Origin of the sequence: Neptuniibacter halophilus (assembly GCF_030295765.1) — a bacterium.
Lineage (GTDB): Bacteria > Pseudomonadota > Gammaproteobacteria > Pseudomonadales > Balneatricaceae > Neptuniibacter > Neptuniibacter halophilus.
In genome coordinates this window covers 327,797-346,773 of the sequence record NZ_AP027292.1, presented here as the reverse complement: position 1 = coordinate 346,773, position 18,977 = coordinate 327,797, and the positions used below count along the sequence as shown (strand labels likewise).

17 protein-coding genes are annotated in these 18,977 nt (G+C 53.7%); 12 read left to right on the top strand and 5 right to left on the bottom strand.

Translation table 11 applies throughout. The features are described 5' to 3' along the window. Positions 1-15 precede the first annotated feature (15 nt). From QUD59_RS01700 to QUD59_RS01670, 7 genes are all read left to right on the top strand, one after another. Positions 16-2,373, top strand: a complete 2,358-nt coding sequence (locus QUD59_RS01700) for a methyl-accepting chemotaxis protein (protein WP_286239177.1) — start codon at positions 16-18, stop codon at positions 2,371-2,373. Between the two features lie 85 nt (positions 2,374-2,458). Continuing rightward, positions 2,459-3,298 (top strand): CheR family methyltransferase, encoded by an 840-nt coding sequence (locus QUD59_RS01695; RefSeq protein WP_286239175.1) that lies wholly within the window; start codon positions 2,459-2,461, stop codon positions 3,296-3,298. 4 nt (positions 3,299-3,302) lie between these two features. Then, positions 3,303-3,917 carry a chemotaxis protein CheD gene (locus tag QUD59_RS01690; RefSeq protein WP_286239174.1) on the top strand — a complete coding sequence of 205 codons (615 nt, stop codon included), beginning with the start codon at positions 3,303-3,305 and terminating at the stop codon, positions 3,915-3,917. Beyond that, a complete protein-coding gene (locus QUD59_RS01685; RefSeq protein ID WP_350227790.1) occupies positions 3,914-4,987 on the top strand; it encodes a protein-glutamate methylesterase/protein-glutamine glutaminase in 1,074 nt (357 codons plus the stop codon). Before QUD59_RS01690 ends, QUD59_RS01685 begins: the two co-directional genes overlap by 4 nt. A 24-nt stretch (positions 4,988-5,011) precedes the next feature. Continuing rightward, a complete protein-coding gene (locus QUD59_RS01680; protein WP_286239173.1) occupies positions 5,012-6,199 on the top strand; it encodes a methyl-accepting chemotaxis protein in 1,188 nt (395 codons plus the stop codon). 51 nt (positions 6,200-6,250) lie between these two features. Further along, complete coding sequence (locus QUD59_RS01675; protein WP_286239172.1) at positions 6,251-6,559, top strand: STAS domain-containing protein; 309 nt, start codon at positions 6,251-6,253, stop codon at positions 6,557-6,559. 2 nt (positions 6,560-6,561) lie between these two features. Next, the gene (locus QUD59_RS01670) at positions 6,562-8,274 is read left to right on the top strand and encodes a SpoIIE family protein phosphatase (RefSeq protein ID WP_286239170.1); all 1,713 of its coding nucleotides are present in this window, start codon (positions 6,562-6,564) and stop codon (positions 8,272-8,274) included. Here QUD59_RS01670 and QUD59_RS01665 read toward each other — a convergent pair. Next, positions 8,264-9,028, bottom strand: coding sequence for a TlyA family RNA methyltransferase (locus tag QUD59_RS01665; protein ID WP_286239168.1), 765 nt, complete (start codon positions 9,026-9,028; stop codon positions 8,264-8,266). The genes QUD59_RS01670 and QUD59_RS01665 overlap by 11 nt on opposite strands. A 110-nt stretch (positions 9,029-9,138) precedes the next feature. Here QUD59_RS01665 and QUD59_RS01660 point away from each other — a divergent pair, with 110 nt between their 5' ends. Then, positions 9,139-9,567 carry a hypothetical protein gene (locus QUD59_RS01660; protein WP_286239166.1) on the top strand — a complete coding sequence of 143 codons (429 nt, stop codon included), beginning with the start codon at positions 9,139-9,141 and terminating at the stop codon, positions 9,565-9,567. Positions 9,568-9,655: 88 nt separating this feature from the next. Next, positions 9,656-10,045 carry a RidA family protein gene (locus QUD59_RS01655; RefSeq protein WP_286239163.1) on the top strand — a complete coding sequence of 130 codons (390 nt, stop codon included), beginning with the start codon at positions 9,656-9,658 and terminating at the stop codon, positions 10,043-10,045. Between the two features lie 231 nt (positions 10,046-10,276). Here the strand turns inward: QUD59_RS01655 and QUD59_RS01650 are convergent, their stop codons facing one another. After that, a complete protein-coding gene (locus QUD59_RS01650) occupies positions 10,277-12,049 on the bottom strand; it encodes a DEAD/DEAH box helicase (RefSeq protein ID WP_286239161.1) in 1,773 nt (590 codons plus the stop codon). Between the two features lie 207 nt (positions 12,050-12,256). Further along, complete coding sequence (locus QUD59_RS01645) at positions 12,257-13,051, bottom strand: response regulator (protein WP_286239159.1); 795 nt, start codon at positions 13,049-13,051, stop codon at positions 12,257-12,259. A 168-nt stretch (positions 13,052-13,219) separates the two neighbouring features. Between QUD59_RS01645 and QUD59_RS01640 the strand changes: the two genes are divergently transcribed. Both QUD59_RS01640 and QUD59_RS01635 read left to right on the top strand, forming a co-directional pair. Beyond that, positions 13,220-14,083: a TraB/GumN family protein gene (locus tag QUD59_RS01640; protein WP_286239158.1), complete on the top strand. Its 864-nt coding sequence runs from the start codon at positions 13,220-13,222 to the stop codon at positions 14,081-14,083. 8 nt (positions 14,084-14,091) lie between these two features. Then, positions 14,092-14,604, top strand: coding sequence for a hypothetical protein (locus QUD59_RS01635; RefSeq protein WP_286239156.1), 513 nt, complete (start codon positions 14,092-14,094; stop codon positions 14,602-14,604). Between the two features lie 111 nt (positions 14,605-14,715). Here the strand turns inward: QUD59_RS01635 and QUD59_RS01630 are convergent, their stop codons facing one another. Together QUD59_RS01630 and QUD59_RS01625 are read right to left on the bottom strand one after the other, a co-directional pair. Beyond that, the gene (locus QUD59_RS01630) at positions 14,716-15,354 is read right to left on the bottom strand and encodes a helix-turn-helix domain-containing protein (protein WP_286239154.1); all 639 of its coding nucleotides are present in this window, start codon (positions 15,352-15,354) and stop codon (positions 14,716-14,718) included. A gap of 96 nt (positions 15,355-15,450) precedes the next feature. Next, positions 15,451-16,491, bottom strand: coding sequence for a M48 family metalloprotease (locus QUD59_RS01625; protein ID WP_286239153.1), 1,041 nt, complete (start codon positions 16,489-16,491; stop codon positions 15,451-15,453). A gap of 263 nt (positions 16,492-16,754) precedes the next feature. Here QUD59_RS01625 and QUD59_RS01620 point away from each other — a divergent pair, with 263 nt between their 5' ends. Beyond that, entirely contained in the window at positions 16,755-18,938 is a 2,184-nt protein-coding gene (locus QUD59_RS01620; protein WP_286239152.1) for a methyl-accepting chemotaxis protein, read from the top strand. Positions 18,939-18,977: the final 39 nt, after the last annotated feature.

The window sequence follows — 18,977 nt, the reverse complement described above, 5'->3', positions numbered from 1 at the left end:
TGCGGAGGTTAAACAATGAAGATCAATGAGCCGGTTACAGATCGAGAGGTAAAGCTCAGAGATGGTCAGGAACTTGTAACAAAGACGGACCTTAAAGGGATCATTACCTACACCAATCCCGATTTTGTCGAGGTCAGTGGTTTCAGTCGTGAGGAGCTGGTGGGTAAGAACCATAATGTGGTTCGTCACCCGGATATGCCTCCGGCAGCCTTTAAGGATCTGTGGGATACCCTGAAGCTGGGTCGTCCGTGGTCCAAGCTGGTGAAAAACCGCTGTAAAAATGGCGATTACTACTGGGTTAAGGCCAATGTGACGCCGATCTTCCGGAATGGCGAGATCGTTGAATACATGTCGGTTCGCACCCGCCCCAGTGAAGAAGAGGTCGCGGCTTCCAGTGCGCTCTATGCCAAGCTGAAGCGTAATGAAGCCAGCCTGCCGGCACCGGGCTCTGTTTCCAGCTCCAATTTGTCCAGTCAGTTGACGCAGTACGCGATTATTGCGGTTGTGGCTGCTTTGCTGATTGATGCCGGGCTCTATCTGGCAGGCCTGCCGGGTGCCAGTCTGATGATCGGGCCGATCGTTGCGTTCCTGATTATGCTGTTTGGTGCCAACAGTTGCATGTCCAGCAAAGTGATCAAGCCACTGAATCAGGCGAAACGGCATATGCTGGATGTCACCGAGGGTGAGTATCTGGCACCCATTCCGCTGGATGAAGCGGGTGAAGCAGGTGAACTGAAGCGGATTGTTAAAATCCTTGCCGTGAAACTGGGCTATGAGGTCAATGACGCGAAAGAAGCCGGGCGTCGTGCTCAGCGTATCAAAGTGGCGCTGGATAACGTCTCCTCCAATGTCATGCTGGCCGACAATGACGGTGAGATTATCTACTGTAACGAAGCGGTACTGGACATGATGCGCAACGCTCAGGAGGATATCCGTGAGCAACTGCCAGACTTTGACACCGATAAAATACTGGGCTCCAATTTTGACCTGTTCCACAAGAACCCGGATCATCAGCGGCGGATGCTGGAGAGCCTGAAATCGACCTACCGCGGCAAAATCCGAGTGGGTAAACGCAGCTTCAGCCTGATCGCCAATCCGGTTATCGATGAAACCGGCAACCGCCTGGGTACTGTGGTTGAGTGGATGGATATTACCGATCAGCTTATTGCGGAAGAACAGGTTGAGAATCTGATCCAGAAAGCCTCTCAGGGCGAGCTGAACGAGCGTCTGGATGTATCAATTTACTCTGGCTTTATGAAGAACATCGCCACCGGGGTTAACCAGATGCTGGATGCAGTGGTTGAACCTATGCGTGAAGTGAAGCGGGTACTGAATGCACTGTCTGACGGTGATCTGACCCAGCAGATGAGCGGTGACTTCCAGGGCGAATTTGCGGAGCTGAATGACTCCCTGAACAGTTCGATCAGCAATCTGAATAACATGGTGGGTGAGATTCGTTCTGCCGGCCAGAGTATCACTACCGGTGCTTCGGAAATTTCCAGCGGGAATGCGACTTTGAGTAGCCGGACAGAAGCTCAGGCTGCCAGCCTGCAGGAAACTGCAGCCAGCATGGAGCAGATGACCAGTACGGTGAAACAGAACGCGGATAACGCAGATGAGGCACGTAAGCAGGCAACGGATGCCCAGAGTCTGGCTGAGAAAGGCGGAGAAATCTCCAACAAAGTGGTTCACTCAATGGGTGATATCCGTGCCAGCTCTACCAAAATTGCCGAAATCATCGGCGTGATTGATGAGATCGCCTTCCAGACCAACCTGCTGGCGCTCAACGCCGCGGTGGAAGCGGCCCGTGCCGGTGAACAGGGACGTGGATTTGCGGTGGTTGCCTCTGAAGTACGCAGTCTGGCACAGCGCAGTGCCAGCGCAGCGAAAGAGATCAAAGAGCTGATCAGCGACAGCGTGGAAAAAGTGGAAGAGGGTGGCCTGTTTGTAGATGAATCCGGCAAAGCCCTGGCTGAGATCATGGAAGCGATCAAAAATGTCTCTACAATCATCAGTGAGATAGCCGCCGCCAGCCGTGAGCAGGCGATCGGTATCGAGCAGGTGAACATTGCCGTGACCCAGATGGATGAGGGGACCCAGCAGAACGCTGCGTTGGTGGAAGAGGTGGCAGCCGCTTCCTCCTCTATGGAAGATCAGGCAGGACAACTGCAACGTCTTGTTAATCAGTTTGTGGTTTCTGAATCTCAGGCACAGGTTGCTGCTGCGGCCCCGGCAACGGGCTCGGTTAACCGGATTCGGGAACTGGCAAAGCAGGGCGCACCGGCAGAGAAAAAACCGGAAGTTAAACGTAATCTGCCGCCGCAGCCAATAGTTCCGGCCGGTGGCAGTGATGACGAATGGGAAGAGTTCTGAGCACTGAATCTTCCCGACCGGCTCCCCATGAGGGAGCCGGTTATCCGCTTTAGCTGTTCGTTGTTGCCCGCCATAAGGAAACGATATGTCGAAAGAGCCTGAAAGAGACCGTGAGTTTGTTTTCTCACGGGCGGATTTCATCAGGGTTAGGGACGAACTGTACGATTATGCGGGAATTGTGCTGGCAGATCACAAACAGGATATGGCCTACAACCGGCTGGTACGCCGGCTGCGTGAGCTGAAGCTGAACAGTTTTGCCGAGTACTTCGAGCATCTGGATAAAAATCCGGCCGAATTTTCCCAGTTTATCAATGCGCTGACGACTAACCTCACGGCCTTCTTTCGTGAACGTCATCACTTTGAATTTATTCGAGACACCATTCTTCCGGAGATTAAAGCCAGTGGGCAGCGGCGTTTGCGCGGCTGGTCGGCCGGCTGTTCTCTGGGTGAGGAACCCTACAGTCTGGCGATAACACTCTGTGAAGCCGGCGTAGATACAACCAACTGGGATGTACGGCTGCTGGCTACGGATATCGATTCTAAGGTGCTCGGCAGCGCTCAGGCCGGGATCTATGCCCATGATCGCCTGAAGGCTTTACCACAGGCTCAGATCCGTCGCTGGTTTATGAAAGGCAAAGGGAAAAATCAGGGGCAGGTTAAAGTGAGACCGGAACTGCAGAAAATGCTGACCTTTAAATACCTTAACCTGATGCAGGATTGGCCGATGCAGGGGCCGCTGGATTTTATCTTCTGTCGAAACGTGATGATCTATTTTGATCAGAACACCCAGACAAACCTGCTGGAACGCATGGCGCAGCTACTGAAGCCCAACGGTTATCTGTTTGTCGGGCATTCTGAATCGCTGGCGCGTCAGGCAAAAATGTTTGAACTGGTGGGCAAAACCATCTATCGCAAGGTTGGCTAGTCTGATGGGCGACCAGATGCTGACCCCGACCCTGTTACACGACTTCAGCGGAGCCAAACTGTTCTGGGAGCCGCGCTGGAAGTGTTATGCGGTTAAGGTTTATCCCGGCGATTATTTCGTTGCCAATACCGAACTGGTGATCACTACTGTGCTGGGATCCTGTATCTCCGCCTGTATCCATGATCCGGTTGCCGGTTTTGGCGGAATGAACCACTTTATGTTGCCGGAAGGGGATGCACGCGATGATCTGTGCCGTTCATCCCGTTATGGACTGTTTGCGATGGAGCAGTTGATCAATGAATTGATGAAGCATGGCTGCAGTCGTCATAACATGCAGGTCAAGCTGACGGGAGGCGGCCGGATGATTGCCGGCATGAGTAATATAGGTCAGCAGAATATAGACTTTATTCTTAAGTATATTGAGGATGAAAGCCTAAACCTGATAGCTTCAGATTTAGGCGGTGATCAGGCGCGGAAAGTGGCTTACTTTCCGCTGGAAGGCAGGATGTTGGTTAATAAGCTGGATCATCGTGAAGACCAGCGCCTGATTGAGGCCGAGCGCTCCTATCAGGTCGATGTTAATCAGCATCTTGATGATACAGATGTAGAACTGTTTTGAAGGTACTAGTTAAGCCTATGGATATTACCCGGGTACTGGTGGTTGATGATTCTGCGGTTGTCCGCAGTATCCTCACGGAGCTGTTGTCGCAAGATCCAGGTTTGGAAGTGGTAGGGGCTGCTGTGGATCCTTATGATGCACGGGACAAAATTAAACAGTTAAAGCCGGATGTGCTGACGCTGGATATTGAAATGCCGAAAATGGATGGCCTGACCTTCCTCAAAAATCTGATGAAACTGAACCCGATGCCGGTGGTCATGCTGTCAACACTGACCCACGAAGGGGCGGATGCAACGCTTCAGGCGCTGGAGCTGGGGGCGGTTGATTTTATCGCCAAGCCGTCCACCGCTGAGTCTGACAGTGCATTACAGCAGTTTCAGCAGGAGCTGATTGGCAAGGTTAAAACCGCCGCTTCAACCAGTAATAAACTGAAATTTAGACGCCCGAGTGCGGCAAAAGAGCCTGCGGCCAGTACTATCCCTCTTCAGGGAGGCGTTAAGCGTCACAATCAGCTGATCGCCATTGGCTCTTCCACCGGTGGTACAGAAGCGCTGCACGATATTCTGGTGCAATTGCCGGCGACTATGCCGCCGATTATCGTCACCCAGCATATTCCGGCCAGTTTCAGTGAGCGTTTTGCTAACCGGCTGGACCGGAACTGTACCCTGAATGTTAAAGAGGCGAGTGATGGCGATGTACTGCATCCGGGCAGCGTTTATATTGCACCGGGAGATTACCACCTGACGGTGGTTCAGTATGGCCATGAACATGTCTGTAAGCTGGATCCCCGGGCGCCGGTGAATCGTCATAAGCCTTCTGTTGAAGTGATGTTCGATTCACTGGAAGCGCTTGATCAGCGTAATATCACCACCGTGATGCTGACCGGCATGGGGGAGGATGGGGCTGCAGCGATGAAGCGTCTGGTCGATCTTGGCGCCTATTCCATTGTGCAGGATGAAGCCAGCAGTCTGGTCTGGGGAATGCCCGGGGCTGCGGTGAGGCTTGGTGCTGCACGGGAAGTCGTGGCGTTAGATAAGATTGCGAAACAACTGGTTAAACACCTGTCGTAGCTCGGGATGAGTGAGGTTATTCGGATGAAACAGAAAAAGTTGATTTTGGTGCTGGCCCTGGTTGCAGCCATTGTTCTGGCCGTATCGAAACTGCTGGGTCTGGCAGCGCTGATCGAGTGGGCCGCCATCGCTGTTGTCGTGGTGGCAGTCCTGATCCTTCTGCTGCAAAAGAGCGAAGCGCCGGCAGCGCAGAAAAAAGTTGAAGCAGAGCCCGGTGATCCGGTGGACACTCATCTGCGCAATGCGATCGGTGAAGTGTCTGAGACACTGGTGCATGATGCGATGATCGTGAATCAGGAGGTTAACCGGGTTGACGGCCTGATAAAAGAATCGGTGCACCTGCTCAGCGACAGCTTTCATACCATGCACTCGCTGGCCAGCCAGCAGGCAGCATTGACCACTGAAATCATCGACCAGACACATGAGGGAGAGGGTAACAGTGAAGGTTTCAGCATTCAGGGCTTTATCAATGAAACCGGTTATACCCTTGATCAGTTTGTTAAGGTGATGGTGGATGTCAGCAAAAACAGTCTGGAAACGGTGCACCATATTGATGATATGGTGGAAAAACTGGACGGGATTTTTGGCCTGATCGAAAACGTAGAAGGGCTGGCCAGTCAGACCAACCTGCTGGCACTGAACGCCAGTATCGAAGCGGCCCGTGCCGGTGAAGCCGGACGTGGTTTTGCGGTGGTCGCCGATGAAGTCAGAACCCTGTCGATTAACTCAGCACAACTGAATAATCAGATCCGCGAAGAGATCGGTTCGGCAAAAGAGACCATCGAAGTCCTGCGTAACACCGTGGGTAGCATGGCCTCAACCGATATGAGCGATACCATCGGCACTAAGGATAAAATGGCCCATATGCTGGAGCATATGGCGAATATGAACCATTACCTGAATGAGAAGGTAATGCAGATCTCCGATATTGGTCAGCAGTTGAGCGGCAGTGTGGATCAGGCGGTACGCTCACTGCAGTTTGAGGATATCTCCTCTCAGGCGCTGGCTTCGGTAGAACACAATGTGAACTCCCTGAATGAGGTTTCTGCGCTGATCTCGAATGTGGTCACTGCAGATAATCAGGTCAATCCGGAAGCGGCTGAGCATTGTATGACCCGATGCCGTGAACTGCGCCAGGAGGCGCAGAGCCGCAACCAGATGCGCACGGTTGCTCAGAATGACATGGATGAAGGCGACATCGAATTGTTTTAAATCTGTCGGGCTTAAACCGGCAGGATCAGTTTCTTATAGTGAGAATGTAGTATGACAATATCCGTTAACAACGCGAGCGACAGCAAAACCGTTAACATCAATGTTTCGCAGCAGTTTGATTATTCCCTGCATCAGGGCTTCCGTGACGCCTACCGTAATGTCAGTGCTGCCGGTACCACCTTCAAGGTTGATCTGTCGAAAGCCACCTACATGGACAGCTCCGCGCTGGGCATGATCCTGCTGCTCAAGGAGCATGCGGAGAAGCTGGGTGGTCGGGTGATCATCAGCAAACCCAACGAGTCAGTACGCAAAATTCTGATGATCGCCAATTTTGATCAGTTTGTAACCATCGAGAACTAATCATGCCGCAGCCAGGCCAGTCGATGGACAGCGAAAAGCTGGTCCTGATCGTTGATGATGTCCGTCTGAACCGCGAGATTCTCGGTCAGATGATCCGTGGAATGGGGCTTGAGGTGGCATTTGCCTGCACCGGTGAGGAGGCCATCGAAAAGTTTATCGAGCTCCAGCCGAGCCTGATCCTGATGGATATCAACATGCCCGGTATGGATGGTATTGAGGCGACCCGGCGGATAAAAGCACTGGCCGAAGACCGCTTTATTCCGGTAATTTTTGTGACCGGCGCTGAAGGTCAGGATGTGATTCGAAATGCCATTGGCGTGGGCGGGGACGATTATATTCAGCGACCATTTCCGTTCGAGTTACTGGAGGGTAAGATCATTGCCCTGCGCCGTATTGCAGAACTCTATCGACAGGTTAACCAGCTCTATTATCTGCGCGCCCGTGAAGAGGAGGTTGCCGAGCAACTGCTCAGCGGTGCCGTTGAGTCGAGTAATGTTGCGCTGGATCAGGTACGCATCCACAAACAGCCCGCCGAGACTTTCAGTGGCGATGTCTTGCTGACAGCGTTTCGGCCCAATGGTGAACTGAATGTGCTGCTCGGTGATTTCACCGGCCATGGCCTGACATCCACCGTGGGGGCACTGCCTCTGTCTGAGACATTCCGGGCCATGACCACGAAAGGTTATGATGCGGAAGATATTCTGGCCCAGATCAACCGCAAGTTACAGCGCCTGCTGCCGACCGGGATGTTCCTTGCCTGTGGCATGGTGACGCTGGCCCATGATGGCAGTGCAAAGATCTGGAACGGTGGCTTACCGGATATTCTGGTGATCTCTCAGGGGCGCTTATTAAAGCGGGTGCTCTCTAATCACCCACCGCTGGGTATCGTTGCGAACCTGCATGAGCTTCATTTTGAGCATACCCAACTTGAGCCGGAGGATCGAATCCTGCTGCTCAGTGACGGGGTGCTGGAAGCGGAAGATGCTGAAGGGGAGCAGTTTGGTGAGGAGCGTCTGCTTGCAGCGGTTGCAGCGCTTGGTCAGAGCAGTGACAGTTGTCTGGTGGATCTGGTTCTAAAAGGGCTCTACGACTTTGTTGGCTCCCATACCCAGAAAGATGATATCTCCATGATTGATGTTCCCGGCCGGGTGACGGCGCAGGGATTTTCTGCGGAGGTCGCCAGTGAATCGGGTGTTGAGCCGGATGATGCGGCGCTGGACACCTGGAACTGGAGTCTGGAGCTGCAAGGCAAAAGTCTGGCACGTATTAATCCGGTTGCCCAGGCCCTGAGCCGGTTACAGGAAACAGAGGGAGGCGGTGATCACTGGCACAGTGTGTTCAGTATCCTGACCGAACTTTACGTGAACGCGCTGGACCACGGGGTACTGAAGCTGGAATCGAGCATGAAATCTTCTCCGGAAGGGTTTGCCAGTTATTTCAGCGAGCGCGAAAAGCGGATGGAGTGTCTCAATACCGGCTCGGTTTCTCTGTTTATGCAGCACACCCGTTTGTCTTCCGGCGGTCGGCTGATGGTACGGGTGGAAGACAGTGGTGATGGCTTTGACTATGATCACTGGCTGAGTAAGCGCAGCAAAGGGGACAATATGTTTTCCGGGCGTGGCATTGCTCTGGTGACCGATCTCTGCGAAAAGGTGCACTACGAAAACGGCGGCAGTGCAGTCGAGATCGTTTACAACTACACGGTTAAGAAGTGACTTTCGCGGCGATCAGGAGAAACTCCCGGTTGCCGTCTCCGCCTTTTATCGGGCTTTCAAAATAATCGCGGGGCTCAAGGCCCAGCGTTTTGCAACAATCCTCAACCTTGGTTCTGACTTCAGCGTAAAGGCTACTGTCGCGGACGATACCGCCGCGACCTACGCCGGCCTTGCCGACTTCAAACTGTGGTTTAACCAGACTGATCAGCGTACCGCCCGGGGCAATCAGCCCGGCCAGTGAGGGCAGAATTTTACACTGCGAGATAAAAGAAACGTCCATGACAGCCAGATCAAAGCCGTTGCCTGCGGTGTGCTCGAGTAACTGTGCTTTGGGGAGCTCCCGGGCGTTCATCCCTTCGTAGCAGTGAACCCGGCTGTCCTGTCGCAGTTTCCCGGCTAACTGATCGTGACCCACCTCAATACCCACGACCGTGGCGGCACCCGCCTGTAACAGACAATCGGTAAAGCCACCGGTCGACTGACCCACGTCTATGGCGGTCAGACCCTCTGCAGACAAACCGCTGCGCTCCAGTGCGCCGAGCAGTTTAAGTGCACCGCGAGAGACGAAACGGTCTGCCAGATCCTCCTCGATCCGAAACTGGGTGTCGGTTTCCAGTTTCAGTCCCGGCTTGGTCAACGTCTGCCAGTGATCTTTGATACAGGCTTCAACCTGACCATTTTTAATCAGTCGCTGGGCGTGGGTGCGGGATTGAGCAAGGTTCAGTTCAACCAGAAGCAGGTCGGCGCGTTGCATAGGGTATATCCGGGAAAATGGCCAATTATACGCCATTCGATCCTGACTGGTTAGATATTTGAGGGCGGTGTAAACTGCACTCTGAATCTGTGCAAACCCAGGGAAAGACCATGCGCCAGTTATTACCTCTGATCTTGTTGTTCCTGCCTCTGCAGGGTTGGGCCCAGACCAATGAAGCGGATCTCAGCAAATGCCGTGAATACGCTAACGCAGCACTGCGCAGTCAGTGTGTGCAGTTCTACAAACGAACCAATACCCGGGTAGCTTTCAGCCGTTGCAAAAAAGACCTTGAATGCTGGCAGGATCGCTATCAGGAGCAGGCAAAAGAGTCCTGCCGTCTGGCTTTTAAACGGCGTGCCGCAGGTTCCTCTCTGTGGGCCTCCTACTGGCACAGTCAGGACTTTGATAAAGCGCGCTGGTTTGATCAGGGTGCCGGAGTACTGATGTATTACGAGCGTGAAAGCAATGCGGAGATCCAGTGTATCTTCAACCCTAAACTACCCAACCGGGTGCGCTTACGTATCGCCGCCAGAAGTTAACAAACTGCCGCCCTGTGGCACGGCCCTGGGCGGCGGTTTGGCTTATAATCCATAGCTGAAAATCATATCAACTCTGATAGGGACAACCATGAATAAAAGTATTATCAGTACCGAGAATGCCCCTTCTGCAATCGGCACCTATTCTCAGGCTGTACGTGTCGGTAACACGGTTTATCTTTCCGGCCAGATTCCACTGGTTCCGGCGACCATGGAGATGGTGACCGAATCGTTTGAGGCTCAGGCTGAACAGGTATTCAGTAACCTGAAGGCAGTCGCTGAAGCAGCGGGAGGCACTCTGGCTGATGTGGTTAAGGTTACCATTCTGCTGTCAGATATGAGTCACTTTGCGACCGTAAATGAAGTGATGGCACGCTACTTCTCTGAGCCGTACCCGGCACGCGCGGCCTTTGCGGTGAAGCAGTTGCCGAAAGATGCGGATATTGAAGTTGAAGCGATTATGGTGGTAACGGCAGAATAAGCCGAATTTCTGAAAGAAAAAAAGCAAGCCGGTGGCTTGCTTTTTTTATGTCTAATCCCTTAGAGAGCACCGGATATTCTGCGAAGGGGTGGCAGAATACCCGGTGAAGATGGGAACTAACCGGTCCTGATTGTATTTTGATCAGGGAGGGAGTCTGCGATCAGGCCCTGTAGCCGGTATCTGCAGGCTTCAGGAATTGCAGAGCACTAGCAGGACTTATTCGCAGGCTCCTTAGCTATCTTTACTCTTTTTTGTGTCTTTCTTGTGACGGCGAGGTGGTTTGTGGCCATTATTGCCGCGACGGCGGCCACCACGTCCCTCTTTCTGGTCTTCAGAAAGATCTTTAATATTCAGGCGCTGACCGCAGACAACCGCTTTGCGCAGTTGTGCCAGTACAGACTTAGGCATGCCGCCTGGCAGGTCTACCGTAGAAAAGTCATCATAGATATCGATGCTGCCGATAAAGTTAGCATCCAGATCCGCTTCGTTAGCGATAGCGCCGACGATGTTTTTCGGTGCAACGCCATGCTCATGGCCAACCCAGATCTGGTAGCGACGCATCTCAACATCCGGATGGTCTTTCAGCGGCTTAGCGCGTGAGGAGAAATTTTTCGGCATCCGTCTGTTACCACGCTCACCGCGATCGCCACGGTCTTCACGCTCAGCGCGTGGCGGACGTGCCTGCTCTTCCATCAGCAGCGGAGTTTTGCCCTGAAGTAGCTGCGCCAGAGCAGCGGCGATCACCAGAGGATCGGCTTCATGCTCCTGCTGATATTCGGTCAGCAGGTTGTGGTAGAACTCCAGATTTTCGCTCTCGATGGTGTTGCTGATGCGATCTACGAAACGCTGTACACGTTTTTCGTTGATAGCATCGGTAGAGGGTAGTTGCATCGGTTCGATCTTCTGGCGGGTCGCGCGTTCGATCGCTTTCAGCATCCGCTGCTCGCGTGGAGAAACGAACAGGATCGCCTCACCTTCGCGGCCCGCACGGCCGGTACGGCCAATACGGTGGATGTAGGATTCGGTGTCGTACGGAATATCGTAGTTGAGTACGTGGCTGATACGCTCTACGTCCAGACCACGGGCAACGACATCGGTCGCGATCAGAATGTCGATCTGGCTTTTCTTCAGGCGGTCGATGGTGCGTTCACGCAGGTTCTGTGAAATATCACCGTTCAGCGCTTCACAGGCATAACCACGGGCAGACAATTTTTCAGCCAGTTCCACGGTCGCCGATTTTGTGCGCACAAAGATCAGCATGGCATCGAACGACTGCATCTCCAGAATCCGGGTCAGGGAGTCCAGCTTCTGATTGCCGGAAACCCGCAGGTATTTCTGGGTAATGGTCGTTGCTGTTGCGGTTTTCGCTTTGATCCGTACTTCAGCCGGATTGTCCAGATGGTTCTGGGCAACGGTTTTGATCTCGGTCGGCATCGTTGCTGAGAACAGAGCAATCTGGCGGGTTTCCGGAGTATGTTCCAGAACCCATTTAACGTCGTCGATGAAGCCCATGCGCAGCATCTCATCGGCTTCGTCCAGTACCAGTGCCTGCAGGTTGTTCAGCTTCAGGGAGCCACGACGCATATGGTCCATGACCCGGCCCGGAGTGCCGACAACCACCTGAGCACCACGCTTCAGTTGGCGCAACTGGCTGTCATAGGCCTGACCACCGTAGATTGGCAGGACGTGGAAGTCCGGCAGGTTACGGGCATAGGTCTGACAGGCTTCAGCTACCTGAATCGCCAGTTCACGGGTGGGTGCCAGAATCAGAAGCTGCGTGTTACGGCTCTTCAGATCAAGCCGGGACAGCAGTGGCAGAGAGAAGGCAGCAGTTTTACCTGTACCGGTCTGGGCGATACCCAGCAGATCCCTGCCCTCAAGAAGATGAGGGATACTGGCTGCCTGAATGGGGGACGGCGTCTCATAGCCGATCTCGTCCAGAACTTTTAATACGGGTGCTGCAATGCCAAGTTCAGCAAAGGATAGCTGATCTTCTGAATTCATTTATTTGTGTTACCTGTTTGGAATTAGGGCAGGGTGTATCTGTGTTGATACAGTATAGGCTGCGCTGGTAGGAAAGGGGGGCATTATACACTTGATTTGCTGCAAAGCAAGGTATAGGGCGTTGTAGTCCATCATTATACCGTTATCTTGAAGGGTTGTGAGCGGGTTTCTGATAATAAAACCGGTGAAATGAACGGCGGCCCGGCTTCAGGCTTCCAGAATTCGGGTCAGTAACTGTTTTACCGTGGCTGGCTCAAAAGGTTTGTCGGTCATCGCATTCACACCCGATTTAGCCACGTTACTGAGGTGGGTCTGCCGGGACTCGCTGGTGACCATCAGAATGGGCAGGTGGGAGTAGTCCGCTGAATTACGAATATGTTCGGCCAGTTCAAGGCCGTTTACCTGAGGCATGTTGAAATCGGTTACCACCAGATCAAACCCCTGCGGTAACAGGGTGATCGCTTCTGCCCCATCCTCCGCCTGGGTAATCTGGTCGATGCCCAGATTGCCGAGTACCTTGATAATGACATTGCGTGCCATGCGACTGTCATCGACGACCAGAACCCGCAGAGAGGCCGGGTCGTAAAACTCAAGGTCCAGTTCATCATTGGAGAGCAGATCAAGGGTTGAGTTAAGGGCGGTGACAAGATGATCGTGATTGAAAGGCTTTGGCAGGATAGCTATGACACCGGACTGTTTAAACTGATCCAGTTCTGAATGACGGGTTTCGCTGGAAACCAGCATAAACGGCAGATCGCTGGTTTCATCCGATTCCCGGATCTGCTGCAGCAGGTCCATCGCTGAGCCATCGGGCAGGTAAAGACAACTGATCACCAGATCCGGCTTCACCGCATGAATCCGTTCCAGTGCTGTGGCTACACTGCCTGCTTCGTCGATGGCATCGACGCGCTCTTTGTTCAGCTCTTTACGGATAATTTTGCGCTGCATCGCCGAAGGCTCGACCAGCAATATATTCAGGTCTGATGATCTCAGTTCAGCCATAGAGTTAACCATTTTTCCTTGTTATAACCAGAACATAGCAGTCTTTACCGGCCCGGAACAGTCGCTGTTTGTATAACAGCAGACGGATCTCTATTGAGCCGGTTCAGTTTGCAATCATAGCTAATTCGGCACAGAGTTTAAGGGTAATTTTTAACGGTGACTATTCTGATGATGAAGAAACAACAGGTGGTGCTTTTTCTGGCCCTGCTTTTCAGCTCGCTGTTGCATGCGGAGACCTCGGTATGGAAGGTGAGTAAAGGGCAGAGCCATATGTACCTGGGTGGCACTATTCATATGCTTTCGGCGACAGATTTTCCGTTACCGCAGGCGTTTGATCAGGCCTATTCAGATGCTGCGCGGGTGGTGCTGGAAACTGATATGGCGGTGTTGTTGCAGCCTCAGTTCCAGATGCAGTTGATGTCCCGTCTCTCTTATCAGGATGGCCGATTGCTGAACCAGATAATATCGGCAGAGCTTTATGCTGAATTAAATCAGTATCTGCGCGCACGCGGGATGCTGCCCAACCTGTTTATTGGTATGAAGCCGGCGGGGGTCATGCTGACGATGCTGGCGATTGAGTTTCAGCGTCTGGGAATCTCAGAAAGTGGTGCCGATACGGTCTACTACCAGCGCGCTGTGGCAGACGGAAAAGCGGTTGCCGGGCTGGAGTCGATCGAGAGCCATCTGAATTATATTGCAGGGCTTGGTGAGGGCAACGAAGAGACATTTCTGCGTCAGTCGCTCGAAGATAGTCTTCAGACCGAACAGATGATGAGACAGATTGTGAAGGCCTGGAAACAGGGGGATGTGCCGGCGCTTGAGCGTCTCGTGGTGTCAGATATGCAGCAATACTATCCTGCGGTATATCAGTCGCTTCTGGTGGAGCGAAACCTGAACTGGCTGCCACAGATTCAGCGTATGCTGGATAATCAGGAGGTCGAGCTGGTTCTGGTTGGGGCCGCACATCTGATTGGGCCTGACGGTATTCTGCGGGCTTTAGCCGCGCAGGGCTATCAGATAGAACAGTTGTAGAGGATCGTATGATGCTGGGAACCCGGGTTATTCTGTTGGGTATGAACGCGTTACCGGATGCGGATCAGGGCGATACGGGAGCAGAAATGTTATGTGCCGCTAACCATGAGATTCCGCTGTTCTGGTTATTGCCGTTTGTCGAATCGGATCTGCAGCAATTTACCGATGAAAGCGCTGAAGCAGAAAACTACCCGCTGTTGATTGCCGGGCGTACCGCACTGCTGAGCTGCCTGCAAAACCGGATAGACTCTCTGTTACCAGAGCTGAATCCGGATGATGCCGGCTTATTGAAGCGTTGGCAGGCGTTTTTGTCGGAACAGGATTATCCCGTTCTGGCGATTGATACCTATGAGCTCTGGCGCAACCGGGCCGACCCCGGGACACTGGAGCAGGAGCTTGCTCAACGCTTGCAGCAACTGCAACGGATCGCGACAAACCCTGCCGCCTGTCTGCAAGCCTTACAGGCTGATGGTGTGTGGTCGTCAGGAAACCCGATCGCGCTTGCGGGCTTTGGCTGGTAGCGAAAGATAAAAAAAACCGCCACATAATCTTGCTGCGCTAAGGCGTGGCAAGCTGTGACGGTGTTCAGGAAGGTTAGTTTCAGTATAAACCAAAAATGCTGATAGTCACCGTCAGGCCGTGACCCAGATCACCTCGGCGTCTTCTTCACTGGTGGAAACCAGCGCATGGCCCATCTCGCAATCGTAATAGGCGGAATCACCGGCAAACAGCTCCAGTGGTTCATAGAATTCGGTGTAGAGCAGCAATGAGCCGCGCAGGACAAACAGGAACTCTTCGCCGTCATGGCGTACCCAGTCCTGATACTCATCAAAGTTGCGTGCCCTGACCGTGGTGCGGTAGGGAATCATCTTCTTGGTGCTCAGTTGAGTCGCCAGCAGCTCATGTTCATAGGTGGGGGTCGGATGGGGCAGGCCTTCACCACCACGGGTGATATCGCGTCGTCCGCCGGCACCGTTACCGCGTTTGGGTTGCGAGAAAAGCTGCGGGATATCGATGCCCAGACCTTTAACCAGTTTGTTAACCGCGCTGAAGGTGGGGGAGATCTGTTCGTTCTCGATTTTAGACAGGGTGGATCGTGCCAGGCCAGTCAGTTTACTGGCTTCTTCCAGAGTCAGGTTCTGGCTGAGTCGGATCTCCTTGACCCTTTTTCCAAGCTGAAGAGGTTCCAGAGTCGCTTCGGTGCTGGCATCAGCCCGCTGCAGGCCCAGTTTCTCTTTCTCTTCTTTGAGGAAAAATGGTTCGTCAGACATTCACGCACTCCACTCTCTTGTGCTTCTGTTGTTCTTAAAATCGACAAAAAATGCTTGGATAAGAACAGTATACATGGTTGTGGCCGGGTTCCATAATCACTCCTCAGCGGCTGTCGCAAATGGACCGCTCAGACGTTCAATCTCCTTGCGCATCAGCAGGGCGCGCTCGGCCGTAGTCGGGTGCGAGCGCTCACGGCCCGGGTCGATGGTCTGGGGGTGCAGGCTGGCCATCTGCTGCCAGAAACGGTCCAGCCCCCGGATCTCATAGCCCGCCTGTTGCAGAAGGGGCAGAGCCAGCAGGTCGGCCTCGATCTCGTAGTCCTGAGTGTGCAGGTTGGCAGCCAGACCTGTCATCAGCATGGGGCTGAAAATGCCGCTGCTGATCAGCCCTATATCCAGCAAACTGCCGAGGCCTGCATTGCTCAGGCGCTGGCTGATATGCCGCTGACTGTTATGTACGATCTCATGGGCGATAATCAGAGCCAGTTGGTTATCAGCCTCAGCGAAGCGCATCATCCCGGCGGTAATAATCACCCGGCTGCCGTCTGCGTAGCCGTTGATCTGGTCGCTGTTACGCAGGCTCACCGGGTAGTCACAGACAGGTTCTGCCTGCAATTGAAGGTTCAGTGGTTGCCCGTTTCTCTCCACCTTCAGGCTGATCGAGGGGTTCTGTTGCAGTGCCTGATGCAACTTCTGCAGTGCTCGCCGACTGTTGTCCTGAGGGAGTTTTTCGCTGTTGACCTGAAGCAATATGTCGCCGCGCAGTAACTGCCCGTTAACCGACCCATTACTCAGCGGATAGAGCACTTGCAGGCGCCGGTCAGTGTTATAGCGCTGTGCTACCATTTTACGTTGAGCTTCAGGGTAATCATCAATGCTGTGTAACAGAACCCCGAGGCTGTTGCGCTGACTTCTGCACTGGTCAGTCGCGCTGCGCAGCAGGGGGCGGGATACTTCGGCAAGGCGAATCTGTTGCTGTAGCTGATATTCAAAGGCCAGTTGATACTGCGTTTGACGCTCCTGACTCAGTTCCTCCTCGCTATACGCGGGTGCGATATGCTGCGGTGCGGCGCATCCGCTGAGGATCACAAGGCAGGTGAGGGGCAGTAAGCGGCGTATAAAGTGACAGCGTTTCATAGAGTCAGAGGATCAGCAGTTTTCACTCTTATAGCAGTCTGCTGCGGGCTCAGGCAAGCGGAGAAAAGACTGTGCCATTTTTTAGGCCGATCAGATGAGGCCGCGGGGTTGATCCAGATCAAACTCTGCGCACACTCCCCGCCGGCACGCTGGCATCAACGGATAACCCGGCTAGTATGCAATATTTGGCTGAAATCAAATGCTGCGGTGATGGTTGGCTAAGACCACCATCGGGGCTGTGGTCTGTTTACAGAAGTATAGCGATGAAAATAAACGAGCCGGTTACGGACAGAGAAGTGAAGCTCCGCCCCGGACAGGAGCTGGTATCGATCACCGATCTTAAAGGGATCATCACCTATGCCAATCCGGATTTTATTGAAATCAGTGGTTTCAGCCACGCCGAACTGATCGGCAAAAACCATAATCTGGTTCGCCATCCTGATATGCCCCCTGCGGCGTTCAAAGACCTCTGGGATACGCTGCACTTAGGGCGTCCCTGGTCGAAACTGGTCAAAAACCGTTGTAAGAGCGGCGATTATTACTGGGTCAAAGCCAACGTGACCCCGGTTTTCAAAAACGGACAGATTACCGAGTATATGTCGGTCCGAACCCGTCCCTCGGAGCAGGAAATTGCAGCCGCATCGGCCGCTTATGCCAGGCTTGGCCGGGGCGAAATCAGCCTGCCGGATCCCCGCCAGCTCAGCGCCAAAGGGCTTTGCAGTAATCTGCATCGCACTGCGCTGGTCGGTGTGTTCGCTGCTGTACTGGTCAATCTGGCGCTTTATGTCAGTGGAGTCGAGGGTGCCGGCCTGATTCTGGGGCCATTATTGGCCTTTATTATCATGCTGCTCGGGGCGTTCCGCACGCTGCAACGGGATGTGATTCAGCCGTTGCAGGTCAGCCGGGCGCATATGCTGGAAGTGGTGGAGGGCGCTTATCTGGAGCCGATCCCACTGGAGCAACCGGCAGAGACCGGTGAGCTGAATCGCAGTATCAAGATGCTGGCGGTTAAACTCGGATTTGAGGTTAATGATGCCAGACAGGCGGCACAGCAGGCAGACCGTATCAGAGTGGCGCTGGATAACGTGGCAGCCAACGTCATGCTGGCGGATAATCAGGGCGAGATCATTTACTGCAATCAGGCAGTGTCAGAGATGATGTCCCGGGCTGAGGCGGACATCCGCGAGCAGTTACCGGATTTTTCAGCACAGCAGATTGTCGGCTCCAATTTTGATCGTTTTCACAAAAATCCTCAGCATCAGCGTGACCTGTTGCAGAGTCTCAGCTCGACCTATCACGGGCGGATTAAAGTGGGCCGGCGTCGCTTTGATCTGCATGCCAGCCCGGTGCTGGATGAGCAGGGTAAACGACTGGGCACTGTAGTTGAGTGGCAGGATATTACCGACCAGCTCATCGCTGAGGAGCAGGTAGAGGAGCTGATTCGTCAGGCTTCCTGCGGGCAGTTGAACCAGCGTCTGGATGAGAGCCTTTACACCGGGTTCCTGCAGCAGATTGCATCCGGCATCAATCAGATGCTTGGGGCTGTGGTGGCGCCGCTGCAGGAGTTAAAACGGGTATTGGGTGCGATGGCAGAGGGTGATCTGCGACAACGCATGAGCGGCGATTTTCAGGGGGAATTTGCCGAACTGAATGACGCTCTGAATCGCTCAATCGATAACCTGAATCAGTTGCTGGGTCAGATTGCCGTGGCGGGCAGCACCATCACCACCGGGGCAACCGAGATCTCCACCGGTAACGGGACGCTGAGCAGCCGCACCGAAAGTCAGGCGGCCAGTCTCGAAGAAACTGCGGCCAGCATGGAGGAGATGACCAGTACCGTACGGCAAAATGCAGACAATGCTGAGCAGGCCAGAACACAGGCAGTAGAAGCGCAGCGCCTTGCCGAGAAAGGCACGCAGGTGGCAGACAGTGTGGTCGCCTCCATGCATGGGATCAGTGACAGTTCATCGCGGATTGCCGAGATCATCGGAGTGATTGATGAGATCGCTTTCCAGACTAACCTGTTAGCCCTGAATGCAGCCGTCGAAGCGGCCCGTGCCGGGGAGCAGGGGCGTGGTTTTGCCGTAGTGGCGTCAGAAGTGCGTAGTCTGGCGCAGCGCAGTGCCGCGGCGGCGAAAGAGATTAAAGAGCTGATCAGCGACAGTGTTGACAAGGTTGGTGAAGGGTCGTTGCTGGTGGATCAGTCCGGGCAGGCGCTGCATGAAATTATGAGCGCTATTACCCGGGTGGCTGAGATCACTCGTGAGATTGCCAGTGCCAGCCGGGAGCAGGCGATCGGAATTGAACAGGTCAATGTTGCAGTTACCCAGATGGACGGGGCGACACAGCAAAATGCTGCCCTGGTCGAGCAGGTTGCAGCCGCCTCCAGCGCCATGGAGGCGGAAGCGGGGCAGTTACAATCGCTGGTAGGCCGGTTCAAAGTCTGAATAGCCCGGCAAAGGGTAAATTCAGGGTATTGGGGTTTA